This is a genomic window from Sphingomonas sp. PP-CC-3A-396 (assembly GCF_004343105.1).
Classification (GTDB): Bacteria; Pseudomonadota; Alphaproteobacteria; order Sphingomonadales; family Sphingomonadaceae; genus Sphingomonas.
In genome coordinates this window covers 1-25,182 of sequence record NZ_SLYF01000011.1, presented here as the reverse complement: position 1 = coordinate 25,182, position 25,182 = coordinate 1, and the positions used below count along the sequence as shown (strand labels likewise).

General features: G+C 59.8%; 19 protein-coding genes and 1 pseudogene. 12 read left to right on the top strand and 8 right to left on the bottom strand.

The annotated features are described in order from the left end of the window. Window positions 1-699 precede the first annotated feature (699 nt). The 3 genes from C8J40_RS18605 to C8J40_RS18595 all read right to left on the bottom strand — a co-directional run bounded on the left by C8J40_RS18605 (window position 700) and on the right by C8J40_RS18595 (window position 4,561). A complete protein-coding gene (locus C8J40_RS18605) occupies window positions 700-1,647 on the bottom strand; it encodes a hypothetical protein (protein WP_132898290.1) in 948 nt (315 codons plus the stop codon). A gap of 66 nt (window positions 1,648-1,713) precedes the next feature. Next, complete coding sequence (locus tag C8J40_RS18600; protein ID WP_207901271.1) at window positions 1,714-2,250, bottom strand: hypothetical protein; 537 nt, start codon at window positions 2,248-2,250, stop codon at window positions 1,714-1,716. Window positions 2,251-2,413: 163 nt separating this feature from the next. Beyond that, entirely contained in the window at window positions 2,414-4,561 is a 2,148-nt protein-coding gene (locus C8J40_RS18595; protein WP_165911510.1) for a hypothetical protein, read from the bottom strand. Window positions 4,562-5,009: 448 nt separating this feature from the next. On the opposite strand from C8J40_RS18595, the gene C8J40_RS18590 reads away from it, so the two are divergent. The 8 genes from C8J40_RS18590 to C8J40_RS18555 all read left to right on the top strand — a co-directional run bounded on the left by C8J40_RS18590 (window position 5,010) and on the right by C8J40_RS18555 (window position 13,337). Then, window positions 5,010-6,548, top strand: coding sequence for a hypothetical protein (locus tag C8J40_RS18590; protein ID WP_132898287.1), 1,539 nt, complete (start codon window positions 5,010-5,012; stop codon window positions 6,546-6,548). A 120-nt stretch (window positions 6,549-6,668) separates the two neighbouring features. Then, complete coding sequence (locus C8J40_RS18585; protein ID WP_207901270.1) at window positions 6,669-8,375, top strand: ATP-binding protein; 1,707 nt, start codon at window positions 6,669-6,671, stop codon at window positions 8,373-8,375. Continuing rightward, complete coding sequence (locus tag C8J40_RS18580; RefSeq protein WP_132898285.1) at window positions 8,375-9,898, top strand: UvrD-helicase domain-containing protein; 1,524 nt, start codon at window positions 8,375-8,377, stop codon at window positions 9,896-9,898. Before C8J40_RS18585 ends, C8J40_RS18580 begins: the two co-directional genes overlap by 1 nt. Window positions 9,899-10,072: 174 nt before the next feature. Beyond that, window positions 10,073-10,747: a type I restriction enzyme HsdR N-terminal domain-containing protein gene (locus tag C8J40_RS18575; RefSeq protein WP_132898284.1), complete on the top strand. Its 675-nt coding sequence runs from the start codon at window positions 10,073-10,075 to the stop codon at window positions 10,745-10,747. A 329-nt stretch (window positions 10,748-11,076) separates the two neighbouring features. Then, window positions 11,077-11,694 (top strand): recombinase family protein, encoded by a 618-nt coding sequence (locus C8J40_RS18570; RefSeq protein WP_132898283.1) that lies wholly within the window; start codon window positions 11,077-11,079, stop codon window positions 11,692-11,694. After that, window positions 11,691-12,299 (top strand): histidine phosphatase family protein, encoded by a 609-nt coding sequence (locus C8J40_RS18565; protein WP_132898282.1) that lies wholly within the window; start codon window positions 11,691-11,693, stop codon window positions 12,297-12,299. The genes C8J40_RS18570 and C8J40_RS18565 overlap by 4 nt, the downstream gene beginning before the upstream one ends. Window positions 12,300-12,385: 86 nt before the next feature. Beyond that, window positions 12,386-13,063 carry a ParA family partition ATPase gene (gene parA, locus C8J40_RS18560; RefSeq protein ID WP_132898281.1) on the top strand — a complete coding sequence of 226 codons (678 nt, stop codon included), beginning with the start codon at window positions 12,386-12,388 and terminating at the stop codon, window positions 13,061-13,063. A 1-nt stretch (window position 13,064) separates the two neighbouring features. After that, entirely contained in the window at window positions 13,065-13,337 is a 273-nt protein-coding gene (locus C8J40_RS18555; protein WP_132898280.1) for a ribbon-helix-helix domain-containing protein, read from the top strand. Between the two features lie 745 nt (window positions 13,338-14,082). On the opposite strand, the gene C8J40_RS18550 is transcribed toward C8J40_RS18555, so the two are convergent. The 3 genes from C8J40_RS18550 to C8J40_RS18540 are packed head-to-tail and all read right to left on the bottom strand — an operon-like array spanning window position 14,083 to window position 18,803. Next, window positions 14,083-15,201: a hypothetical protein gene (locus tag C8J40_RS18550; RefSeq protein ID WP_132898279.1), complete on the bottom strand. Its 1,119-nt coding sequence runs from the start codon at window positions 15,199-15,201 to the stop codon at window positions 14,083-14,085. Between the two features lie 34 nt (window positions 15,202-15,235). Continuing rightward, entirely contained in the window at window positions 15,236-18,214 is a 2,979-nt protein-coding gene (locus tag C8J40_RS18545) for a Tn3 family transposase (RefSeq protein WP_132898278.1), read from the bottom strand. A 4-nt stretch (window positions 18,215-18,218) separates the two neighbouring features. Then, window positions 18,219-18,803 carry a recombinase family protein gene (locus C8J40_RS18540; protein WP_132898277.1) on the bottom strand — a complete coding sequence of 195 codons (585 nt, stop codon included), beginning with the start codon at window positions 18,801-18,803 and terminating at the stop codon, window positions 18,219-18,221. 1,138 nt (window positions 18,804-19,941) lie between these two features. Here C8J40_RS18540 and C8J40_RS18535 point away from each other — a divergent pair. From C8J40_RS18535 to C8J40_RS18520, 4 genes are all read left to right on the top strand, one after another. After that, window positions 19,942-20,379, top strand: a complete 438-nt coding sequence (locus C8J40_RS18535) for a DUF202 domain-containing protein (RefSeq protein WP_056019268.1) — start codon at window positions 19,942-19,944, stop codon at window positions 20,377-20,379. 37 nt (window positions 20,380-20,416) lie between these two features. Beyond that, window positions 20,417-22,192: an SLC13 family permease gene (locus C8J40_RS18530; RefSeq protein ID WP_056019265.1), complete on the top strand. Its 1,776-nt coding sequence runs from the start codon at window positions 20,417-20,419 to the stop codon at window positions 22,190-22,192. A 25-nt stretch (window positions 22,193-22,217) separates the two neighbouring features. After that, window positions 22,218-22,499 carry a hypothetical protein gene (locus C8J40_RS18525; RefSeq protein WP_132833781.1) on the top strand — a complete coding sequence of 94 codons (282 nt, stop codon included), beginning with the start codon at window positions 22,218-22,220 and terminating at the stop codon, window positions 22,497-22,499. A 121-nt stretch (window positions 22,500-22,620) separates the two neighbouring features. Then, window positions 22,621-24,279: a chloride channel protein gene (locus C8J40_RS18520; protein WP_243693493.1), complete on the top strand. Its 1,659-nt coding sequence runs from the start codon at window positions 22,621-22,623 to the stop codon at window positions 24,277-24,279. Window positions 24,280-24,307: 28 nt separating this feature from the next. On the opposite strand, the gene C8J40_RS18515 is transcribed toward C8J40_RS18520, so the two are convergent. Together C8J40_RS18515 and C8J40_RS18510 are read right to left on the bottom strand one after the other, a co-directional pair. Next, window positions 24,308-24,529: a hypothetical protein gene (locus C8J40_RS18515; protein ID WP_056019259.1), complete on the bottom strand. Its 222-nt coding sequence runs from the start codon at window positions 24,527-24,529 to the stop codon at window positions 24,308-24,310. A gap of 299 nt (window positions 24,530-24,828) precedes the next feature. Next, window positions 24,829-25,182: pseudogene (locus C8J40_RS18510) on the bottom strand (hypothetical protein); the annotation flags it as partial.

Here is a 25,182-nt window from a genome sequence, read left to right as displayed (position 1 = left end):
AACCAGTACTTTAGGGTGAGGTCGGCTTTGGACCAGAGTACTCGCGTAATTTCTGCTGTTTGCAGAGCTGACTCTAAAAGGCCTCGCTCCTCTACGTGATAAAGCGGAACTGCTGCTGCCATTAGGGTAACGCTGCGTACGCGAAGCTGTCCTAACGAAACCATCCCTTGGAGTAATCGAAGAAGTTCTAGTGCGAGGCGACACCCCATCGAATGGGCTACGATGTTCAAAGTAAGGGGGCGAACTGTACGCCCAAGTCTACTGGCTTGAGCACTTTTTGCCTTAGCTGTGGCGATTAGTAGCTCATTCACATACGTGGCAGCCTCCTGTGCCCGAGGAGGCTGCCACATATATGTAGCCCTACCACACATGCGGGACAGCAATCCTGGTTTGCGCCCCCCGCCGTAAGAGGTAATGCCATCACCTGGCCAGAACAGTCCGGCGGCGAGCTCGTGCCATGGATTGCCTAAATTATGCAGGAACCCGGCGTAGGAGATCAGTGCAGTATCACGGTCATTGTTGTAACCGTGAATAAGAAGCAACACTTCTGTGGCGTTTACTAGCAAGTATCTCGGGACAACCTGCGCGGTGCGCAGCATTGCACCCCCGCTATCACCACATCTTAGGTTTATACGTGGGAAGGCATGGTACGCCACAGGCGGATCTGGTTTCTGTGTCATGCCCGTCATTACCTCAACATCAACGGGGGAGGCGCTTCATTCCGACACTGAGCATATCTCTCAGGGCGACGGCCAGAAGGCCTGAGATGAAACCTACTGCGTATACGTTGACTGACAGCATGACGGACGAGGCCCAGGCAGCGCCCATAGACACCAGCAGCGCAAGAGTCAGCGTGAAGAGACGGCTTACAATACTCCGGCGGGATAGCAGGCGCCGCTGCAGCTGATCCAATGCCGTTTCCATCGATCCTGAAGCTACATCCTCAAGATTGGCAACGATGGAGTTGAGGTCATAATTTTGGTCATCCGCCTCTCCCATAGAATGGTCTTTGGTATCTACCGGGGCCAGTAGGCGAGCCATTGCACTCGGGTCTCGGCGAGCAGCGCAGTTCAAGGTTAACAGATCAATCTGGTCAACTGCGGAAAGATCGGCAGTTGCGATAAGAAATAGCGGAACATTGTCAGCGGGGCGCGCAATGACCGATCTTACCTCATTCTGAATACCGGCCATAAAAACCTCATCAGAAAGCATAGCTGGTTGGGTTCGGATGCCGAACTGTTCAATTATAAGATCTTTACCCCACTTAATCAGCAAAATATTCAGAGTGCGGATCGGCTTATTCGCAGCGTCACGCAGGGTGTCCAATGCTTCTGATCGCGCGGCGATCAGAATCGGATAATGGTACGCCTGCCGGGCCAGCCAACTATCTTGATCGGTAAATGAGTGAACTTTTTGGTAAGAGCGTCTCAGTCGTTCCAATCCCCAATCGTAAATGCAACGCATTTGATTGCCGGCACTAAGCAAGGGTCTGAGGAGTTGAACGGCCGCTGCAGTGACGATGGCAATGCATGTAGCTGCTATGAGCATCGCTGTGACGTATGAGGCCAGCGCATCCATTGCAGTTAGCGGGCTTGGCTGCATTTCAGCCTTGACCAGAACCGCGGAAGTATCTCTTTTTGGCGTCATTGACTACTTTTCTATCTCGCTGCTTGGCTATCCGATACAGGTTTTATTATCGACTATCGCGAACCATTACCCTTTGCCTAGGTGTGTCGCCGCTCGCTTCGACAGTCCACGCCCGGTGTAGATCGTGAAACTGACGACCAGCAGCATGAGCCCGCACATCACCTCGTAGACGGTCAGTAGCTGCGGCACCCAGTGCCTCGCCACGAACCCGCCGCCGCCGCTCGTAGTAATCGTCAGGGCGCTGTAGGTCAGCAGGTCGGTGAACGAAGTCGGGCGCTGCGCCCCGCATTGCCACCAGTCGGCGGGCGTCATGGCGTAGAGCACCGCGAAGTTGAGGACGAGCTCCGCGTAGCTGTTCAGCGCGAGCCGCACCCGGGTGGGCCACGCCAGCGCGCTCGACGGCCGCTGGTTGACGCGCAGCTTGTCGAACGCGTCGAGGTAGAAGGCCAGGAACACCTCGTTGCACCGCGAGAGGAGATACCACGCGACCGGGGCGAGGACCGGCCACCAGGCCGTCCAGTCCACCATTCCGGCACCATGATGGGAGGCAACGAACGCAATGCCCGCGAGGGTCGCGCCGACCGCGAGATAGCGCGCGTTCATGCGGCGTATGAAACGCGCCCTGCCCGCGCGATCGTGGTCGCGCTTCCGACGGTCGGCGAAAGCGAAGGTGGGAGACATTGCCGCCGCAACGGCCCTCCACACTTTCATGGCTCGACCAGCCGGTCGCGTTGGCGGAGAGGCGGTGCTCGGCATGATGGGATGGTCACCCCTCAACGTCGGCACCGTCGCCATTCCCCGGAGGCTCCTCCAGCTTGGCGCGAAGCGGCTCGATCGCCTCCTCCGCGACGCGCGCCATCTCTGCCTCGATCGCCTCGGCCGTGAGGCCTGCGGTTTCCGCCATCGACTCCATCGTCATTTCCTTGCGACGGACGACGGGAGTGTGCGCATAGAGGTGCGAACCGATCTGGAAACCGATCGGACGCACCTCCATGTGCGGCAGCAGTACGCGGAACTGCAGCGGCTTCTCCAGATGCCTGATGAGGTCCTCGGGGGTCGGCTCGTCGCCCGACCACTGAGAGTGGGTGGCGACGCGGTGCAGCACCTTCACGCCGGCGACCTCGTGCAGGCGGCTCGTAAAGGAATACCGTTCTTGGAAGAAGCGGCCGATCGAGGCCGCGTCACTGAAGTAGACGCCATCGATATCCCCGCCGATGCTGAAAGGCATGGAGCTGAGCACGACCGGCACGATGGTCAACCCGCTGCAGTCCTCCGGCACGTGTTCGACGAGAATATCGGGATGAGCCTTCAGCGCCGCTGCCAATCGCTGGACCTGCGCGATGTGGTCCAGCGCCGAGCGCAGGAAGTTTGAGGAGGCGATCGGGTTCGTGCCGGAGAGCGCGCGGTTCTTGCACTCGAACACGAACAGGTGGGAGCTCCACGGCACCACGGCGTCGTATTCGTAGGTCTTGCCGTCGCGGCGGGCCTCGAAGTGGTAGACCGGCAGGCCCTGGGTGGCGATAGAGGTCCGGAATTGCTCCTCGAACGCTTCGCCCTTCCCGACGACGTCGAGCCGCTTGTTTGCGAGGGTCGATAACACCAGCCGAAGTAGGAGCGCCTCGGAGAGCGCCGGAACCGCGAGCAAACACCAGTCGCCGGCGCCGCGGATGATCGGCGCGTCGTACAGGTCGCGGCTGGATTTGGCGAAGCTCGCGTGGTCGATGAACCTGCCCGCCTTCCCGCCAGCGAGCCCGTTCCGCCGGAGCATGTCCTCTAGGTCGGTCACCTCGAAACGCGGAAAGGCCGCCTCCTCTTCGTCGCCTCCGGCCTCGAGACGGTCGTTAGCCAACTGCTGCAGGACGGCGAAACCACGCATCCACTCGCACAGTCGGAGACCGCCCAGTTCAGCGGAATGGGTCGCGACGTTGATTCCGAGGTATTCGCTCAGCATGACGACGCTGTGCATCTCCTGTGGGGAAACGTAGCCAGCCGGCGGCATAGGTGCGCCGGGCGATACGCCCCGCCCGACCGTCGGCAGGTTCGTCTTAATCCACATTTCCTGGAACGTCTGGCGCAGGCGGTCGCCGAGACGCTCGTTGGCGACCGTGTCCAGCAACTCCCATTCAACCAGCCCGGGCTCGTGGACGAAAATCTCACTCCCAGCCGGCACACCATCCTCGTCAGTCGACGCCCTGCGCGCGAGCGATCCCTGAAGATACCGGCAGCGCTCCTCAACCAGCTGCCACTGCTGCCACGCAAGCGCGGTCCCGTCCGCCGCGCCAGCCAGCACGACGTCGGCCTCGGCGGCGATCGGCAGCTCCGGCAGCCGGACGAGGTCGTCACCGTCGAACCACTTGCCCTGGTATGCGGCAAGCGTGACGTTCATGCCGAGCAGGCCGACGAGCACCGACGTCATCGCGTCGGCGCCGAACCGATCGCCGTAGTCCGTTGAAAGCACGACGCTGCCGCCGACGCGCGTCGCGGGCGGAGCCTCCTCGATCTGGCGGCGCAGGTCGGCCCACGCCTTGGCGGCGTACGCGAGGTAAGCGGCGATCATCTCCGTCCTGGGCCTCGCGGCGAGCGGCAGGCCGTCGATTAGCGCCCGGATCCCGGCGTAGCCCTCGTCGATCATTTCGAAGACGGCCAGCCGCCTCGCCACTCCGTCCGCGTTCTCGTCGCCGAGATCGGCACGGATTTTCGCCACGACGCCGGCGACAATCGCCGCGCGCTTCGCGACTTTGCCGGGATAGCGGAAGACGAGCGACCGCGACCGCAGGACGATGCCGACCAGACGCTCGGCCGAATCCGCGTCGAGCGTCAAGGCGTCGAAGTGGTCGCGCAGATCCTTCCAGCTGAGCGCGTCGATGGCGTCGGTGACGATGGCCTCGCTCAATTGATCCTGATGTCCAGTCATGGCCCACGTCTAGACGCCGGCCCCGCCCGCGGCCAGCATTTCCCAGCTGCAAACGAGGCACCTAACCCTTCAAATGGGCAATCAACTGAACGGGGTCTGCTTTAAGGACGCGCTGCAGCGTGGCTGAGTGGCTGAGATTGGGTCTTGGTGTCACAACCGGTCGGTTCTGACACCGGTACGGACACACCGAGCGGAGGTAAAAAGGTCTAGCTGAACTGCTGCCGTCTGCGAAGGGGCAACGCCTCTGTGACGCTCCACTGTGACATTCCATCGCCCGATAGTGCCTGAAACCGGCTTCTAACTAATTGATTTTAAACGACGCTACATAGACCTTCAAAAAGTAGTGCTCGCAAGGTAGGAGAATTAATAAATTAAGCAGTGTGACACCGTGACTTTAGGCATATCCAGCTACCTGTACGAGCATGGTCCGAGCCGTTCCGCTACAATAGTGGCGGCACTCAAAAAAGAAGGGATATCGGCCGCCGCTGCGCGCCAGCGCGTCTCCAGGTCGAAGCCACCAGTATATTCATTTCCGCTCAGTCTCCTGCCGAAAGGGGAATTTTTTCTCTACCTCGATGATCAGCGGAACACCGAAAAATTCTGGGATAATTTCATGCGCGATTTGCGCGCATCAGGATCGGTCTATGGTGCGGCGATCGACGGGATGAGCGCACGCGGCGGACTTGTCACCAAGGATGCGTTCAAGGTGATAAGCGGCGCGCCGATTCTGCCAATTCAAGGTCAGCTATCGGTCGATGTCGTTGCGCAAACCTTGATCAAAGCCAGTTTCATTAAGGAGGTTGAAACGGCCGATCACGGCATGTGCTATCAAATTCAGCCCAGCCTCCATTCGCACGGGTTCGGAAACATGCGTGCGCGGATGCTTGCCGAAGGCGTCCTGCTGGACGCAGTGCGCGAATGGGCACGCCACATCGGAATGGCCGGGTTCAATTCCATTCGCATTCGCGGTGAAGTGGATTTGAAGGCAATCGGACCTTTCGCGTTCGATCTCGCAGGCCCGAGCTATCTGTTGCCGCTCAAGGGCCAGGGCTCTCAACCGGGATTTTTGGTCGCCGACGCCTTTGCTGAGGGAATGCTCGAAGAATCTGACATTCAGTATTTCATCCGCAAAGCGAGGATGCTCAAATCCTTCCTGCCCAAGATCGGCGTAATGTCCATGCTTGTCGCAGGGAGCTTCACGGGCGCGGCCCTAAAAGCGGGCCACGCCGCGGGCATCATGATGGCGACCCCGAAAGATCTGTTTGGCCGACGTGTCGGTGCCGCCCTCGTAACCCTCATGGAAACTCTGAACAATGCGGCGGCATACGCTTCTACCAGCCCCGAGCGTCTCACCCAATTGCTTGACACGCTGACCGAGATCGAAGGCCGTGCAGGCAACCTGCGCGGAGTTCTTTTTGAGTTGATTGCAGGTTACCTGGCCCGCAGGGACGCAGTTTCGATCGAGATGGGCGTGACTGCCCGCGATCCCATCACGGGCAAGACCGCCGACATCGACATTCTAAAAATCAAAGCTCTTGGAAGCGAGGCGGCGACAATCGAAGCGAAGGGCAAAATGCCCGGCGGGTCGCTTTCCAAAGCGGAAGTAGAAGAATGGATCACAAAGTTGCCAACATTCCGAGGCCATTTACGCGCCCATCCAACCTTGCGCGAAGCGAAACAGGTCTTTGAGATTTGGACGACAGGCACGATTGACCCAGATGCGTTGGCACTTCTGCAAAGCACCAAAGCCAAATGGACCAAATCGGAGATAAATTGGAAGGACGGGCAAGGCGTTTTGGAGGTGGCAAAAGCTGGGAAGGAAAAGGCCATCGCGGATGCGCTTTACCAGCATTTCTTATCGCACCCGCTGTCGGAAGTGAACAAGATCGTCGCCACGCCGCCGACGCCCGCGTTGCCGGACTTTCTAAATCCGACACCAATCAGAACAGCAATTGTCCCTTACGACGCGGGAAAGCTCATTTCCTAGTTCTACGGAAAACGCCTTTCCGCTTTCTCTGGTCGCGGCTTCCGCTAGGACTAAGTCATGCGAGACCAACCCGCTCAACCAGCCCCGCCCGTGACCGAGGCTCCCTATATCCGCCTGCTAATGATCAAGCGGTTTAGGGGGATCGAAAAGCTCGTCTGGTGCCCCGGTCGCGGCGTTAACATTCTCCTCGGCGGGGGTGATGTCGGCAAGACAACTATTCTTGAAGCAATCGCTCTGCTGCTCAACCCGACCAATGCCATTTCCTTGTCTGACGCGGATTATTGGCAGCGGAAATATGAGGACGGTTTCGAGATCGGCGCCATCATGGCCTTGCCGTTATCATCGGGCATAGGCGATCAGAAGAGGACGGTCTGGCCTTGGCATTGGAACGGAAAAACTGCGAAGGTTCCTGACATGGAGGCCGGCGATGGCCAAGTTGATGATCCTGTCTATTGCTTTCGCGTTTCCGGCACGCCGGACTTTGAGTTGCAGCACGAAATCTTGCAGCCAGACGATACCGTTGATCATTTTCCTGTTTCGGTGCGGCGGAATATTGGCCTGGTGCGGTTGAGCGGTGATGATCGCAATGACCGGGATCTTCGCCTTATCCAAGGCTCGGCGCTGGAGCGCCTTTTGAACGACAAAACTTTGCGGTCCCGGCTCGGCAATGAAATCGCTAAGACCGACGTCAAAAGCGTTCTTCAAGATGACGCGAAAACCGCGCTCGATACGCTTGATGGGCGTTTCAAGAAGCGAGCTTTGCCGACGGACTTGAGCCTCGGCCTCGTTGGCGGGCCGGGTTTCTCGCTCAATGCGCTTATCGGCCTGACGGCGACTAAAGACGGCACCTTGCTTCCAATGTCGAGTTGGGGCGCTGGCACACGACGATTAGCTGCGCTGGAAGTGGCGGCAGCGCATCAGGTCGAGCATCCCGTCATGGTCGTGGATGAGATCGAACGCGGGCTGGAATCCTACCGTCAGCGCATTTTGATGGAAGAACTGATTGCCCGGCCCTCACAGGTGTTCATCACCACGCACAGCGCGCCTGCCGTAAATGCTGCAGTGGGAGCGAGCCTCTGGTACGTTGATTCAGGCGGCGCCGTTGGCGAACTGCCAGCCGCGATCGGTCCCCAGCAAAAGCGCGACCCTGAAACCTTCCTCGCGCGTGTTGCGATCATCGCCGAAGGGGCAACGGAGGTCGGCTTTGTCACCACGCTCATCAACCGATCCTTAGGCGAGGATATGCGCCGCTATGGTATCTGGGTCAGCGACGGTGGTAGCAATTCCGAAGCATTGACCGTCCTGCGCGGCCTTTCAAATAGCGGCCTGAAAGTCGCCGGGTTCGCCGACAACGAAGGAACACAAACCGGCCTTTGGGCGGAGGTCAAAGCGAAGCTTGGGGATCTTCTAATGCGCTGGCCAGAAGGATGCTTGGAAACGAACGTCATTCCCCATTTGGCCGACGATCAGCTCGAAGCCTTCATCCGCGATCCAGACGGCGACGACGGTGAGCGGTTGCGGACATTGGCAGAGCGTGCGGGCACCGAAGATAAAACTTTAGCAGCCGTCCAGGCTGCAACGGACAATATCCGAAAACTCATGGTCGAGGCGGCCAGCGGCAGCGTCACCAACGACCTGCCTGACGCCATCAAGAAGGCTTGGAAAAAGCACGGCCAGCGCTGGTTCAAGTCGTCTCCCGGTGGCGTCGAGCTTGCCAATAAGATGTTTGAACTCGGCCTTTGGCCGAAGATGCAGGACCGGCTTCTGCCCTTCGTAAACGCCGTTCGGGCCGCTGTAAATTTGCCACCGGTGCAGACGGTGGATTGATGAGCGATGCTTCCGTTGCCGAAGCCTTGAGGTCTAATGCCCGCCTAGTCGTTGTCGAAGCGCCGGGCGGTTGCGGAAAGACTTTTCAGGGAGCGAGCTACGCGCGGGACGTTGCCCCGACACTCGGCCAAGGCCGTCTTCTCATTCTCACTCACACCAACGCGGCTTGCGACGTGTTCGCATTGCGCACGAAGGGCATGAGCCGTCGGGTCGAAATCCGCACGATCGATAGCCTGACCACCGAAATTGCTTGTGCCTATCACAAGGCGCTGGACCTTCCTGCCGATGTCGGGGCGTGGGCGCGGCGAGAGGGTGCGAACGGATATAGTACCGTAGCCCAAAAAGCAGCTGCTCTCCTGACGGCCAATCCGATGATCGTGGCTAGCCTCGCCCATCGCTATCCGATCATCATTTGCGATGAGCATCAGGACGCAAGCGCGGATCAGCACGCCGTCATCATGACCCTCCACGCGGCAGGTTCCGCGCTTCGGATATTTGCCGATCCCATGCAGCAGATATTCAGCGGCACACAGGCGCAAATGGAAGCATCCGATCAACGGTGGGCCGACCTAAAAAATGAGGCAAACCGTTTTGAAGAATTGGATGTGCCGCACCGCTGGGCGAACAGCCAGCCTGCTCTTGGCACATGGATACTGGATGCCCGAGCGAGGCTTCGCGATGGCGGGCAGATCGACCTCACCCAAAATCTGCCTCAAGGGCTATCCGTTCATTACGCTGACAACAATGCGCAGCAGCATGGCGCTTTCAGCGTCGAAAGCAATCTTCGGAAACCGATATATGTCCGATCAGGCGGGGCAGCAGGCCTTCTAGTTTTGACAGGCCAAAATGCGACTGTGACTTCGCTCCGCACGTTCTTCGGCAGGCAGATTCCGATTTGGGAAGGACACGTCAGGGACGGCTTGGCGGGATTGATCACCCATGCAAACGCACACAAAGGCAACCCGACCGAACTGGCGAGGGGCGCACTTACTTTCATGGGAGCTGTCGCAACGGGCTTTTCTCCGTCAGCGTTTGGCAACCGCTTCGTGGTCGAAGCCCAGAACGGCTGCGCAGCGAATTGCACCGGCAAGCCGCTGCACCTTCAGGCGATGGCGCGACATATTGTTGAGACCCCGGATCACCGGGGAGTTGGTGCGGCCTTGGCACACCTCCGCGATTTAGTGACGAACGAGGCCGCCTTCGCTGACGTGAGGGTTCATCATGGCCGCGAATTTTCCGAGGCGATACAGCTCGCCAAATTCGAGAATGCTGATGAAGGGTTCGCAGAACTCGCTCGACGTCGCACCCACGCGCGGCCCAAGCTCCCCTTGAAGGCGATAAGCACGATCCACAAAGCGAAGGGGCTGGAGTTTGAGAACGTGATGCTTTTGCCCTGCGACGCGGCCAATTTCAGCAACACCCGGGCGGCCCGTGCGAAGCTCTATGTCGCCCTCAGCCGAGCCACCAGCAGTATACTGATGGTGGTTTCGCGCGGTCAGCCAAGTCCATTATTTTTGATTTGAAGACCACTATTTTGGAGTTTGATGGCGTGCCTGCAGGCTGGAACGACGAAGTGATTAGTGTCAAAACTGGAGGGCTGTGAAGGTGAAGAGTGCGCTAGGAGCAAATTCGTTATGGAGATGTACCTGCCATAGTGGTAAGACTCTGAGACAAAAAAATTGGTCTAGGTGTTGTAAATGTTGAATTATACGCCTCGCATTCATCCTGATTGGCACAATGAGACGCTGCGAAAGTTACGAGATATCTTTCAAACTCTGAAAAGCGATAGATTCAACTGGCAAGAGGCAGATACAATATACTTGTGTATAATTCCCGTTCTCATGCTTCTAAGGTTTCCAACACGATCGATTCGGCAAACTGTTAAACAGATAAAACACAAAGATGGTTTTGGTTTAAGGCCCGACTTTTCTATTAGACTGTACGGCAAGGAGCTTGGCATAATTGAAGCGAAAAAGGCATCGTCTGACTTGAGTGCGAGACATGGCTATCCAAATTCCTGGAGTCCTATTGACCAGACTCTCCGTTATTTTGATTGCTTACACCCCCGATACGCCATTCTGACAAATGGATTGGAGTGGATCGTCTTTCGTGAAGCCCTTACCAATCCGCAAAATCAATACCCCTACCAATACGAGGCGATGCGCACTAATCTATATGACACCGTCCTCTATAATGACGGTGACATGCTGGATGAGTTTTTATACAATTTCAACTATCAAGCACTAGACGGAGGGCAGTGGCCAGGCATTGATAGTGATTTTAAGAAGCATACCTATCTCGATAGGGTTATTGATGAAGCTCATGTAATGATGCACGACTTCTCATACGACAACAAGTACAGGAATATTTGACGCAATATAGAGATGTGTCAGTTAATCTACGCTGGATACAGCGGACTTGGATATTTTTCCGTCATTGGGGAAGGCTGGCTTTCTCACTTCCGCGGGTGTCACATCCGGTCGGTTCTGACTTGAGAGCTTGAGTTGCGTTTGACCGCAGTGTCGGCCGGTGCAGAATCCCACGTCACAATAAAGCTCGTTCATAGCTGGCCGCGATGTTCAACAAACGACCGTTTGATGCACACCGCTGGTAGCGGCTGGAAACCTAGTCGTTTATGGCGTTGATATGTTCAACAACCCGTGCGAGAAACTACGTTTAGAAAACGTATCGTATGGATTGAATGTTGAACGCGACGCCCTCCCCTCGCCCCGGCCAAGCCGACACGCGCAGGATCGGATATGCGCGGGTGTCCACGGTCGACCAAGATCTTGCGCCCCAACTCGACGTGCTGCGCGCAAAGGGGTGCGATCCGATCTATTCGGAGCACGCGTCCGGCAAGCAGTCCGACCGCCCCGAACTGTTGAACGCCATGAAGGCGCTGCGCGCCGGGGATACGCTGGTCGTGTGGCGGCTCGACCGGCTCGGCCGATCGCTGCCCGACCTGATCGCGAACGTGAACGAGCTGGCGACGCGCGGTATCGCCTTTGAGAGCATCACCGAGGCGATCGACACGACCACGGCGTCCGGCAAGCTGGTGTTCAATATCTTTGCCAGCCTCGCTGACTTCGAGCGCCACCTTATCAGCGAACGTACCCGTGCCGGCTTGGCCGCCGGGCGCGCTCGCGGCCGATCGGGAGGCAGGCCCCCTGCCCTCACCTCCAAGCAGCTTCGCGAAGCACGGCTGTTGCTCACTGATCCGGACGCGACGGTAACGGCCGTGGCCGAACGCTACGAGGTAAGCCGGACCACCCTCTACAAGGGGTTGAGGGAGCTTGCGGCTAAGGAAGGGAAGGCATGAGAGCCATATTCATCCGGCACGGCCAGAGCACCGGCAACGCCGGCATGCCGTGTCATGATCTGGCGACGATCCAGCTGACCGAGAAGGGTTGGAACCAGGCACGCCAGGTTGCGGCGGACTGGACCGAAACACCATCGCTGATCGTGACCTCGCCTTTCCTGCGTACCCAGCAGACAGCCGCCCCGACGATCGAGCGCTACCCCAACGTGCAGGTTGAGGTGTGGCCGATCGAGGAGTTCACCTATCTCCAGCCCTCCCGCTGGAACGGCACATTGGCAGCGGACCGGGCGCCGCATCTGGTACGGTATTGGGGCGAGGCCGACCCGGCCTATTGCGATGGTGACGGCGCGGAGAGTTTTGGGGCGCTGCTACGCCGCGCCGAGACCGCGTTGGGGCGGCTTGCCGCCCTGCCCTCACCCGGCCCGGTCTATGTTTTCAGCCATGGGCAATTCATCCAGGCGGTGCGCGCCGTGGTGACGGAATCCGAACTGGACGATCGGGGAAAGATGCTCCGCTTCTGGCGCAAGGGCGAGCCTCCTGTGATCGGAAATGCCGAGCTGGTCAGCTTTGTATATTCCGACCAACGGTGGGAGCGTCTCTCCTAGCGCCGCTAGTTCACATGTGTGCTTGCTAATATGTGAACATGCGCGCTATCACGCGTGTTCACACGCGGACACGTTCAGGTGGCGACATGCGAACCATATCTATAATCAGCCAGAAGGGGGGCGCGGGTAAGACCACGCTGGCCATTCATATTGCAGGTGCAGCTACGGCCGCTGGCTTGTCTACGTTGATTCTCGATGCTGATCCTCAGGCAACGGCAAGCCAGTGGAATCACTGGCGGGGCGGTAATGACCCGGAGGTTGTGGATTGCGCCTCTCCTACCCTTTTGCCGCGCAAGGTGCAGCAGGCGGCCGACTTAGGTGCCGACCTCATCGTCATCGATACGCCGCCCCATGCTGATATTATGGCGCGCGAGGCTTGCAAGATTGCGGACCTCATCCTTATTCCGTGTCGCCCTCAGGCATTCGACCTGTCAGCCGTGGAGACGACCGCCGAGCTAGTGAAGGCCGCAGGCAAGCCGGCGTTCGTACTGTTTATGGGAGGCCCACAACGAGCCCCCACGACATATCGGGATGCACGAGAACTGATCGAAGGTAGCGATGGCGTGGCAGGCATGGGTGTTCCGGTAGCACCTGTCATGCTGACCCAGCGCGCGATCTACCACCACAGCACCGCTCAGGGGAAAACGGCGACCGAGGTTGAGCCGCAGGGCAAAGCGGCCGAGGAAGTCGCAGCACTTTGGGTGTGGGCACGTGAACATGCGAACCTGTCCACACGCAAAAAACCTAAGAAAAAGCGGGGCTGACATGAGCAAGTTCGGTGCGATGAAGCAGCAGCGAGCGGAGCGCGCGAAGGCTCCGGAGTCGAACCCGGCTGTACCGGTGAGTGAAGGTGCGACGGCATCGAGAGCGGCAGCACGGCAAGGAAAGAAGGCGGTAAGCGCCTATTTCAGTCCAGAGGTGAGCCGGGGCCTCAACATCCTAGCCGCCGAGAACGGAACGACGTTGCAAGCGTTGCTTGGAGAAGCGATCGACCTTCTAATGCGGCAGTATGGAAAACATCCATTCGGCGAGCGATAACGAGCGCAATTAGGCAATGAAGCTAAAAAGCATCGCTACCCATTTGCGCCCGTACATCATGCTGGCAAGACGGCGTACCACGATCAATCACGCGTTCGCATCCGCTGTCGCGCCTTCGGATACTTATGACGAGGGGAGGGTCCGCGACGCCCTCTTGCTGCTGGGTATTGATCCGAACGATGATCTGACATGCGCCTACTGTGGTCAGCCGGCTGAGACGTGGGACCACGTGTTCGCGACGGTTCAAAACAGCCGATTTAGTGGGCATGGCCACCGGATTGGGAATCTGCTCCCTTGCTGCAAACCATGCAATTCCCGCAAAGGAAACAAAACGTGGGAAGTCCACTTGACGGGGCTCGACTTGCCAGCGGCGATCCTAAAGGAAAGGCGGCAGCGGATAACCACCTTTCTGGCGGCTTACAGCGTCACAGACCCACCCCGAGCCAAGAGTGATGACCAAGCCAGGCTCGATGAAATCCAACGGCAAGTGTTAGAGCTTCTACGAGAAGGCGATCAGGTCGCTGCTCGCATCAGGGCATCGGAACCCACGGTTTCACTAGAGCTTTCGCTGGCGAGCACGAGCACACGTGAACATACCCACGTGTGAACACGTTAATATGTAGACCAGGGCTTTGATGGTGCGACGCGGGCTATAAGATGGTCCGAACCGTATGCTAGGTGCCCGCAAGCGTCTCGATTTGGATCGAGTTTTGGGAATGGCCGGGTTTGATAATTCGCTAGGTCACTAGCTGTCCCGCGCGAAGCCGAGAAGGAACGTGCCGTTCCCCACGGGATCGATACTGGCTGCTACGTCGAGTGCCCACTGTGCCCATGTCGCAACTTCATCGCTGGCGTGAGCGCTCACCCGGTCACGGGCGCTAGCGACATAGGCGCGGATGGTTTCTGCCTTCTGAAACGCTGCAGCCTCGTCCAACAGACGCGTGACGCGTTCCTGTTTCAAGCGTTCTATACGATCGCGCTCGGTTTGCTCAGCCTTCAGTCGCGCCAGATGAATTTCCTTGAGGCGGTCTGCGCGCCGTTCAATGCGCCATTGATGCCGGTGTTCGCACGTCGACCGATAGCTGGCCTCGGCATGTACCAGGATCTCTGCGACGGCATCCCGCAGTTTCGTTTCCAGTTTGCCGATCTTGTCGTCGCCCCATTGGATTGATGAAGCACCGCCATGGTTTGATGGAATGGCAAGGAAAAGTGCCGATCCCGCCGCAGTCTTGGGGGGCTCATATTCATTGGCCTCTTTCGAAACACCGGCTTCATCATCGAGCCTGAGGCAGAAGGCGGTATCGTGAACGGTGACGTAGATGCTGCGTGCATTCTTGCCGGTCAGCCTGACGCTGGCGCCTGCCCGGGCGAGCGCAATCATGAGGGCACTGAGAACACGCAGTCGCCGCTGCTCGAAGAGGGAGGTAAAACGCGGAGCATCCCAAGACGACACATAACCCCTACCTAGCTGCGCGATGCGCCGCTGTTCGTCGGTCGCGAGAAGCTTGGCGATGGCGTGATGGGCGCGCGTGAGATCATGTTGGATAGCGACCTTATCGATTTGCTTCAGGCACGCTGCTCGGACAGCGTCGAGGTCAGGCGTGAATGTCGGACGCGCGGGCAGGGGTCCCAGCAGTACGGTGTCGCTCCATTGCCGATAAGAGTAGCTGTCATAACGGCCTGCACCTGGCGCCACCGTGTCGCGCATGCCCGGCGGTCGGGCTGGTAGCGAGGGTTGTGTGACCCTCTTGCCCGCTGCGACCTTGGCCCAATAGCCTGCCGGCGGGAGGGGAATGTGAGCCCGCTGGCACGCCTTGCGCAGGCCAACGTCCGAGATGTTGAACCGCTGTGCCAGCGTCTTCACCGGGGTCGGTACATAGAACGGACCCAGATATACGCTAAGGTTTTGCCAGACCTTCGACGGCGCGCATGAGGCGGAGCGGCCTGAGCGCGGTGGACGGCGCATCGGGATCGGTCCAGAGGTAATCCCCGGTGAGGTTGATGTGCTGCCAGCCGAGCGGCGATAGGTGTTGGAGCAAGTCCGGCGGGACCGGTCGGCCAAGGTTGGCGAGATGCATCCGGGCGGCTTGCAAGTAGGTCGTGTTCCACAGGACTATGGCACCGGCGACGAGATTAAGCGCGCTCGCACGATGGCTCTGGGCTTGCAGCGCGTGATCGCGGATACGGCCGATGCGGTGGAAGAAAATGGCGCGTTTCAGTGCATTTTCTGCTTCTCCCTTATTGAGTTCGCGGGTGGCGCGGCGACGCTGTTCGGGCTGTTCGATCCAGTCGAGCGTGAACAGCGTGCGTTCGACGCGACCGATCTCGCGCAATGCCAGTGCCAAGCCGTTGGCGCGCGGGTAGGCGCCGAGCCGTTCGAGCATGATCGATGCGCTGACGACGCCGGTGCGGATCGAGGTTCCCAATCGCAACACGTCGTCCCAGTGCGCGGCGATCAGACCTTCGTCTATCCTGCCCGCAACCAGCGGCGCGATATCGGGGCCGGGTTCGATGCCGTCGAACAAGTGCAAGCGGCGTGCGGCGATGTTTGGGATGCGCGGCGCGAACCGGAATCCGAGCAGATGGCATAGCGCGAACACATGGTCGGAGACGCCCCCGCCATCGACGTGATGCTCTTCGATGTGCAGATCGGCGCCGTGGTGGAGCAGCCCGTCGAGCACTTGCGCCGCCTCGCTCGCGGACGCCGAGATAACGGTGGAATGGAACGGCGCGTAGCGATCCGAGATATGACTGTAGAAGGAGATGGCCGGCTCCGTCCCCTTGTGCGGATTGACCGCGCCGGTTGCCTGGGCGCGTCGGTCGAGCGGGAAGTTCTGACCGTCCGAGCTGGATGAGGTGCCGGACCCGAACAGGGCGGCGAGCGGTGCGGTGTGCTGGGCATCGACCAGCCGGGCGAGAGCGCGGCCGTAGGTCTCCTCGCGCAGATGCCATGAGGCGAGCCAGCCGAGCTGGCGCTGGGTCACAAAATTGCAGGCTTCCGCCATGCGCGTGTGGCCCAGGTTGGTGGCATCGGCGAGTACCGCTGTCAGGATCGCGCGTGGTTCATCGGCGACAAGCCCATTTTGCAGATGCGTGAAGCACTGGCTGAACCCAGTCCATCGATCGACTTCGGCAAGGAGGTCGGTGATGCGGATCGTGGGTAGATGGGCATAGAGTGGCGCAAGCGCGGTATCGGCTTCCTCGGGCGTGACCGCCTTCAACGGCGAAATCCGCAGCCTTCCGAGACTGAGTTGCACGTCTTCCAGCGCGTCCGTTTCCGCCTTTCGCTCGACCTCGGCCAATCGACGGGCAAGGCGGGTGCGTCGTTCGGCCAGCCAGACACCGGCCGTATCCGGTGCCGGGATTGGCAATGGGCCAGCCGCGCGCATGGTGGCGAATACGCGTCCGGAAATGAGTTGCTGCTCGACGGCACGATATCGCCGGCTTCCCTCGACCCACATGTCGCCAGCGCGAAGCCGGTCGCGAAGCTCGACCAGCACGCACAGTTCATAGATCCTGCGATCCGGAATGTCGGAGCCGATCCCCCGACGCCAAGCCTGCCGGATGAAGCCGACCGGCGCGTCGGTCGGTATCTTTCGTAGGCGGCCGAGATGAAGGTCGCGCATGATCGCAACCGCTCGCGCGAGCGCATGGCAGGCCGGCACCGCCCCGAACGTGAACGACGCGATGAATGAGGGGCCGACCTGTCGGAGAACGGGGTAGTGGGTCGCGGCGATCGTGACGGGATCGACGGCATCGGGGCGGATCAGCTTGCGGGCTTCATCGACCTCACGGCCGAGATCGTCCCATCCGATCGCGGCCTCGACCGCAGCGGCGATGTCGCCGCCCGACACCCTGGCGGCAAGCAGGGCATCGCCGAGCCGGGCGAGCAACCGGATTTTGCCGTTGATGGTACGTCGGTCACGCTTGAGCGCCGTGTCCGCGCTGTTCTGCTCGCGCCGGAACATCTGGCCCAGCAGGCGATCGAACATCAGCACCGCATCGTCGGTGAGCGTCACTATGGTTTCAAGTATGGTCGCCACCAATGTGGCGCGACGCCGTGTCGCTTGCAGCGTCCGAACGTGCTGCGCGGTCAGCCGCGCACCCTCCTGGCACAGGCGTCGCAGGCGTTCGGGATGTACGCCTGCGGCGATATCGGGATCGATCCCGATCGCTCGAAGCAGTGTCAATCGCTCGATGATGGCGGCAAACGTCTTGCGGCCCGGCTTGCCGGGTGGTTGCCGCACCCAGGCCAGATCGCTCTGGTTCGTGCCGGCATGAGGCAAAAGAAGGGCGTCGAGCAGTTGGCGTTGCCCGGCGTCCAGTCCTCGGGTGAGATGCTCGGCAACATGGCGTTCGGCATCGAGCAACGCCTGGGCGACCATCCGCTCGACGGAACTGATGCCCGGCACAATGATGCGCCGTCGCCGGCACTCATCCAGCAGCACCCGCGCGAGCCGGGGCCCGCTGGTGGTCGTTAGCGCGATCGGCAGGAGCCATTCCTGCAATGTTGTTCGCAGCGGCCGACTGAGCGGCGTGAAACCGAACGCGTCGCGCAGCGCATCGAGCTGTTCGTACCGGGTCGGGCCGCGCGTCGCGTAGTCGGCCAGCACATCGGGTTCGACCTGCAATTGCTCGGCAACGAATGCGAGCGGGGTATCGGGAATCAGTTCCCCGGGGCGAAGCAGGCGGCCGGGATAGCGCAGCGCGCAAAGCTGGATCGCGAAACCGAGCCGGTTATGCGGCCGTCTCCGGCGCACGATGACAGCCAGATCGTCCTGGCTCAATGTCCAGTGCTGGACGAGCAGGGTTTCGTCGTCGGGAAGCGCAAGCAACGCCGCGCGTTGCTCATCCGACTGGACGGCGCGACGCGGCATCGAATCAGACTTTGGCCGGTGCGGTCCAGCCGATCCGCGACAGCGTTCCGAGCAGGGTCGAGCGCGGCACCTTGAAGGTCCGGCAGACGGACGCCTTGCTCGCCCCACCATCCAGCGCGGCGGTGATCCGCTCGAGCGTTTCGGCGTCGATTATCGGCGGGCGACCGCCCTGGCGTCCCCGGCGTTTGGCAGCGGCCAGTCCCGCCATCACCCGTTCGCGAGTCAGCGCACGCTCATATTGCGCCAATGCGCCGAACAGCGAGAACAGCAACTCGCCGTGCGGCGTGGTCGTATCCATCTGCTCGGTCAGCGACCGGAACGCGATGCCGCGCGCCTTCAGGTCGGTGACGATCGTCAGCAGGTGCGGCAGCGAGCGCCCGAGCCGGTCGAGCTTCCACACGATCAGCGTGTCGCCCGCGTTCAGATAGTCGAGGCAGGCTTTCAGGCCCGGTCGATCGTCGCGCGCGCCGGATGCCTTGTCGGTATAGAGATTCCGATGATCGACGCCGGCTGCGACTAGCGCGTCCCGCTGGAGATCGACCGTTTGGCGATCGTCAGCCGACGATACCCGCATATATCCGACGAGCATGTACGACAAACCATCAAAAGCATGTTGTCGCACACTTTATCAAAGCGACAGGGTTTGTCGATCGTTATGGGCCGAGGCGCGTGTGGTTCGGCGAAGGCCCAGGTCAGGGGTGTCGGCTATCATGTGTTTTCCGACACTGGCGGGGCTAGTCGGCGCTTAAAAACGGCAGGGCCGTTCACGCCCACACCCGGACGCTCGGGTTAGTAATTCGGAGTCCCGGTAGTAGTCATTCGTTCAGTGGGATTATGGGGAACTTTCCAGACATGAGTTGCAATCGGGGCGCTCGGGATTGGTAAAGCTGTCTAGTTACGGCCAATGGGCAAGCGCGGTAAAATGGATCGCAAAAGCGATTACGCTGATATAATCTGGCATCGGAGGTAAATGCAGAAATGGAAAGTAGCCGTCAGCTGGAGAGCATCGCCCTCGCAATTGCTCCAATGCTAGCGACTTCTGTATCCGAAGTATGGATCGTGGCAGAAGTTCATGACGACTGGATACAGAGGCGCTACGATGTCGTGTGCAACGGTAAGCTTGTTGAGGGGGTGGAAGGTGAGAGAACCATGAACCGATCCGTCAATGATGCTCTATCCGCCCTAAGGCGTGACATGCTTAAAGAGAGTCAGGAAGATTGGCATCATTGCACCTATGTTTTGAGGTCTGACGGAATCTTCAAAATGGAGTTCGATCGTAGCAGACCGCCGAGCGTGTGAATGTAACGATAGATACTCCTGTAAAAGGAGGCAGCGCCACAGAATGTCGGCCATCGCCAGCACCTTCCCGAAAGCCGCCGTTCCGCTTTCCTGCCCAACCCGGACATTCCCGAAATTCGATCCAGACCGTGCGAAAACTCACCGCCGCCCCCGATACAGACGTGATGCTCGAAACATAACGTCGCCAGATATGGCTGCGACGCAAGATAGCCAATCACCTGGCAACCGACACGCAGCTATATTAGTACGCTACATTCGGGGTTGGAGTTTTCGCACGGTCTGGATCGTTTTCGAGAAAGGTTTCGTGCCGCAACCAGCCGGTTTTGACACCTGTGAAGGCGGGGGATCTGCTAACCTCGATAACTTATTCGGCATGATCCTTTTTAACATTCGATGTGCTGAAAGCGTGTGGGTATCGTTGATCATCCATGGCCAACGAACGACTGTCATTGACCCGTGATTTCAACGGCCCATTCGTTCACGGTGCGGACCGGTTGGAGCATAGCGCCAAGCAGCAAGCAGATAGCGCCGATCGGCGCACGGAGCTTGCTGCCGATCGAACAGTCATGGCAGCGGAGCGCACCTACGCAGCCTGGGTCCGTACCGGGCTTGCCGCTCTAGCCGCAGGAATTGGCGCCCGCGCATTGCTTGAGAACATCGTGCCCGGCTGGCTTGCCGGTGCGACCGCAACCGTCCTGATCCTGTTCAGCGGCTTCTGCTTCGTTGCAGCGGTCTGGCGTGAAATGATTCCTATCGCCCCACCGCGGCCCGACACTCAGCGACTGCCGGCTTGGTTGCTGATCTCTGTGAACGGCTTCCTAGCGATTGCCGTCTTGGCGGCACTCGTCGGGATTTGGCTGCAATAACCGGCGTGACTATCGCCATTTTACGGATTCTGCTTGCATGACCACGCCGCAACTTATGTCGATTGGCCTGCTGATTGGCATGATGGGCCTCTTTCTTTGGGGCCGATTTCGCTATGATGTCACGGCCATCATCGCCCTGCTTGCCGGGCTGTCGCTGGGATTGGTGAAGCCCAAAGCGGCATTTACTGGCTTTTCCGATGACATCGTTATCATCGTTGGATCGGCGCTGGTGATCTCATCGGCAATGCAGCGTTCCGGCCTAATCGAGAGCGCGCTCGGGATACTGGCGCGGCGCGTGACACGCGTCCGGTCGCAACTCGTGGTGCTGACTACGGCAGTCGGGGTATCGTCCGGGCTCGTAAAGAACGTCGGTGCCTTGGCTATGCTGATGCCGGCAGCCGTGCAGACGGCGAAGAAATCGGACACTAGCCCCTCGGTGTTCCTGATGCCGATGTCGTTCGCTTCGCTCCTTGGCGGGTTGATGACCCTCGTTGGTACGTCGCCGAATATTATTGTCAGCAGAGTACGAGAGCAGATGACCGGTGAGCCGTTCGGCATGTTCGATTATCTGCCAACGGGGCTGGGCCTGCTTGTGGTCGGCCTCATTTTCCTGCGTTTCGGCTACCGCCTCCTGCCCAGGGAACGCCGCGCAGCGCCGACCATGGGCGAAGCTCTAAACATCACGGACTATGTCACTGAGGCGACCATCCAAGACGGATCGCCCGCTGTCGGCGAAACGGTTGAGTCCTTCATCGACCGTCATGATAATGAGGTGACGATCGCCAATGTTGTCCGTGACGATGTGCGCACGAGCATTACGGCCGAGTTCCTTCTGGCTGCCGGCGACACGCTGATCTTGGGCGGTGACCCGGATACGCTTGAGCGTGTCATTGCGGGTGACCACCTAGCACTTGCCGGACAGCATCGTGACCTACCGGAAGGCAGCGAAGATGATGAGGTTGGCGTCATTGAGGCGGTCATCACCACCGGCTCCGTGTTGGTCCGCCAGTCCGCTGGACGACTGCGGCTTCAGCAACGCTATGGCGTCAATCTCATCGCGGTATCGCGCGCCGGCAAACGGCTGACCAAGCAGCTCAGCGAGACCGTCTTGCGCGCCGGCGATGTCATTGTTCTTCAAGGACCCCTCACACTCTTGCCGGAACGCATGCGTGACCTCGGTACGCTGCCGCTGGCAGAGCGTGCCCTGCGTCTGGGAAGTTCGAAGCGTCGCTTCCTACCACTTATCATCCTCGCGGTGGCGATGACCGTAACCGCGACCGGCTATGTGCCTGTGGCCGTCGCCTTCTTCGCCGCTGCCGGTCTAATGATGGCGACCGGAGCGCTACCGCTGCGAGATGCCTATGATGGCGTCGAATGGCCAATTCTCATCATGCTGGGCGCGCTCATTCCGGTCAGTGAAACCCTGCGCACCACCGGCGCGTCGGATGTACTCGCGACCTCGCTTGCCCATCTGGCGGCCTCCTTGCCGCCATGGGGCGCGGTCGCCCTGATCCTCGTAGCGGCGATGGCTGTGACGCCGTTTCTCAACAATGCCGCGACGGTCTTGGTGATGGCGCCAATCGCGGCGGTGTTCGCGCATGACCTCGGATATCGCCCCGAAGCCTTCCTCATCGGGACCGCTATCGGGGCAGGATGCGATTTCCTGACGCCGATTGGGCATCAGTGTAACACCTTGGTTTTTGGTCCTGGGGGCTACCGCTTCAGCGATTACGCCCGGCTGGGCGCACCACTATCGGTTCTGGTGGTCTTGGTTGGTACGCCTCTAGTGATGTGGACTTGGCCACTGCACTGATCGCCGGGTACTGTTGATGGGCAGCATGGCCAAGCCGCAGGCGTTCGAAGATACTGAATGGCGTCCGTGGCGAGGAAGCGTACCGGGCGGCTCGGAAGGTTGTGGCACCGCGGATGTAGCAGGCGTAGGCGGCTTCATGCGTTTTTTCCACTCGCGGGCAGCCATGCCCGTTCTCATCGTCCTACTGCTTGCAACAATCACGGCAGCTGGACTGGCGACGTCTTGGACGCTGTCGATTGTGATGTGGCTTTCGAGCGCCGTTCTCGCCGCAGCCCTGTTTGCAACCTTGATGCAGGACGCCGACTGACATGGCTTCAGCGCCACTGATCGATAGCGCAGCTAGTCCACCTGGATCTGGTCGGGTGGCGCCATCGTGGCTCCGTAAAGCTTTTCGATCCAGCGAAGCTGCACTCATCGTGCTGGCCATCATGATCGGCAGTGCAGCCGGATTGCTCAGTGTCGTCCAGGGTACGCTCGCACAGGCGATGCAGCATCTGCTTTATGCCTTGTCGCCGGATGAAAGGCTGAGTGCGGCCACGACGATCCCTTACCTTGCTCTACTTGCCCTGCCGGCTGGTGGAGCCGTCCTCGCACTCTTCTCTTGGGTTACTCATGCTCGCCGGCGCCGGATGGTCGACGCTGTAGAGGCGAACGCCCTTCATGGTGGTCGCATGTCATGGTCCGACAGCCTCGTTATCTCCGGGCAAACGATCCTTTCCAACGGCTTCGGTGCGTCTGTGGGGCTTGAGGCGGCGTATGCGCAGTTGGGAGGGCTCGTCGCCTCGCTCAGCGGCAACTGGTTTGCGTTACGCAGGTCCGATCTGCGCATCTTGGTCGGCGCCGGAACGGGCGCCGCCATCGCAGGTGCATTCGGGGCTCCATTAGCTGGGGCCTTCTATGCCTTTGAGATCGTAATCGGGGCCTATACGATATCAGCGCTGGCACCTGTCGCTGCGGCGTGCCTGGCGAGTGTCCTTGTGGCGCAGGCGTTTGGTGCTCAACCGTATCTGGTTGCGGCTAATGCAGGCGAACAGATCGAGACGTTCCACTACCTTCTCTACGCCGGTCTTGGGGCCTGTGCCGCTGGCGCTGGTATACTGCTGATGCGGGCTGTTGCGGAGATGGAAGCAGCTACACGCAAACTGCCGATACCCTCGATTTGCCGGCCGATATTGGGCGGTCTTCTGCTCATCCCTCTGGCGATGCTCACGCCGCAAATTCTCTCTGCTGGTCACGGCGCCCTCCACCTCAATCTTGAAGCCGAGGTATCGCTGCGCTTCCTCGCCGCCATCTTCGTCGTCAAGTGCGCGGCCTCCATCATCTCACTTGGCTTTGGCTTCCGCGGTGGCCTGTTCTTCGCATCCTTGTTCTTGGGCAGCCTGCTGGGTCACCTGTTTGCTGGTTCACTCGAATGGATTGTCGGATCGCCTGTGATCGACCCGCACAATGCGGCCCTGGTGGGGATGGCCGCATTAGCGGTCGCCGTAGTTGGCGGGCCGATGACGATGGCGATGCTAGTCCTTGAGGCGACCCACGACTTCTCCCTTGCCGGCGCGGCCATTGCAGCATCGCTGGTCTCGTCCACCATCGTCCGCGAGCTGTTCGGCTATTCCTTTTCTACGTGGCGCCTGCATCTCCGGGGCGAAACCATCAAAAGCGCCCGCGATGTCGGCTGGGTCAGAACGCTTACAGCGGGCAAGATGATGCGACGTGTCGAAAGGGCTACGCCGTGCAACACGACGATCGCCGAGTTTCGTCGGGCGTTTCCGCTTGGTTCCACAAGTCGGGTCCTACTAGTCGATGACCACGAAAATTATGGCGGTATCGTACAGACTGCCAGTGCATTTGCCGAAGAGGTCGATCAGAAGGCACCGATCGGGTCGCTGGCGATCCACACGGGTCTCGCCCTTACGCCGGATTCAGACATCAGAAGCGTCATGACTACGTTCGATACCGAAGGTGCGGACGAACTGGCGGTAGTTGGAAGCGACGGGGCAGTTCTCGGCATCCTCTCCGAGAGCTATGCGCGACGCCGCTACGCAGAGGAATTGGACAAGGCGCAACGTGAGTTGTTTGGAGAAAGCTGACCAGCCGGCACGCAGCAAACGCTTCGTCCTACCGGTCTCGCTTAAGCCGGGCTTCGATTTTGACCCAGAACATGCCGCATCGCAGACCCATTCCGGCGAGTTGGGCGCCATGTACTGACATCAGCTCCGCACCGCGGCGAAACTGTTCAACCGGCACGGATATGGCGACGAACAGCCCGGCGTAGAGCAGCTGCGACATGATCGAGTGGATCACGACGGCGACCCCCAGCACTATCAGGCGGGCAGGCACGGAAGGCCGATGCGGCGCCGGATCGGGGCCTGTAATGAGCTAGGCGTAAAGGCATCCTGCTGCGACGAAATGGAAGTGCACCAGGTAGTGGAGCGCACCTGCCCTCTCTAAAGCAGCCAGTCCGCTTTCCTTCCCATTGTCGGCATTCAGCGGCCCGATATGTAGAAAACCCAGTCGTAATCACCATTGTGCGACAAACAAGTGCTTTCCGACACTCTCGAGACGTCGTGTCGACCTAGCCCAGCGTCATGCCGAATATACCGGACACGGACAGCGGGGCGCAGGTTTCACCGGAATCCTCATTTTTGCACCTGAACGACAGCGCCCGGCATCATCGGGTCGCCCGGAGCAATGACGAGGTAACGGCGCATGTCGCCTTTCGCGTCGCTGACGATCTGGCGGAGCGGTCCGAGCGTGTTTACTATCGCGCCGCCCGCCGGATTGGTCATGAACTTCGCCAGAGGCTGGATCACGCCGCTGCCGTCAGCGTGGGAGGATAATCCAAGGACATAGGGCATCTTTGGGCTGAGGCCCGCAACCGCCGCCTGCAAAATCTGGACCTGGCCTTGATCGAACAGCGTGACCTGGCTGCGCCCAGTCCCGGATAGAGTCAGCTGGATCTTCATGCCGGCCTGCGCGAGCGGCACCAGGTT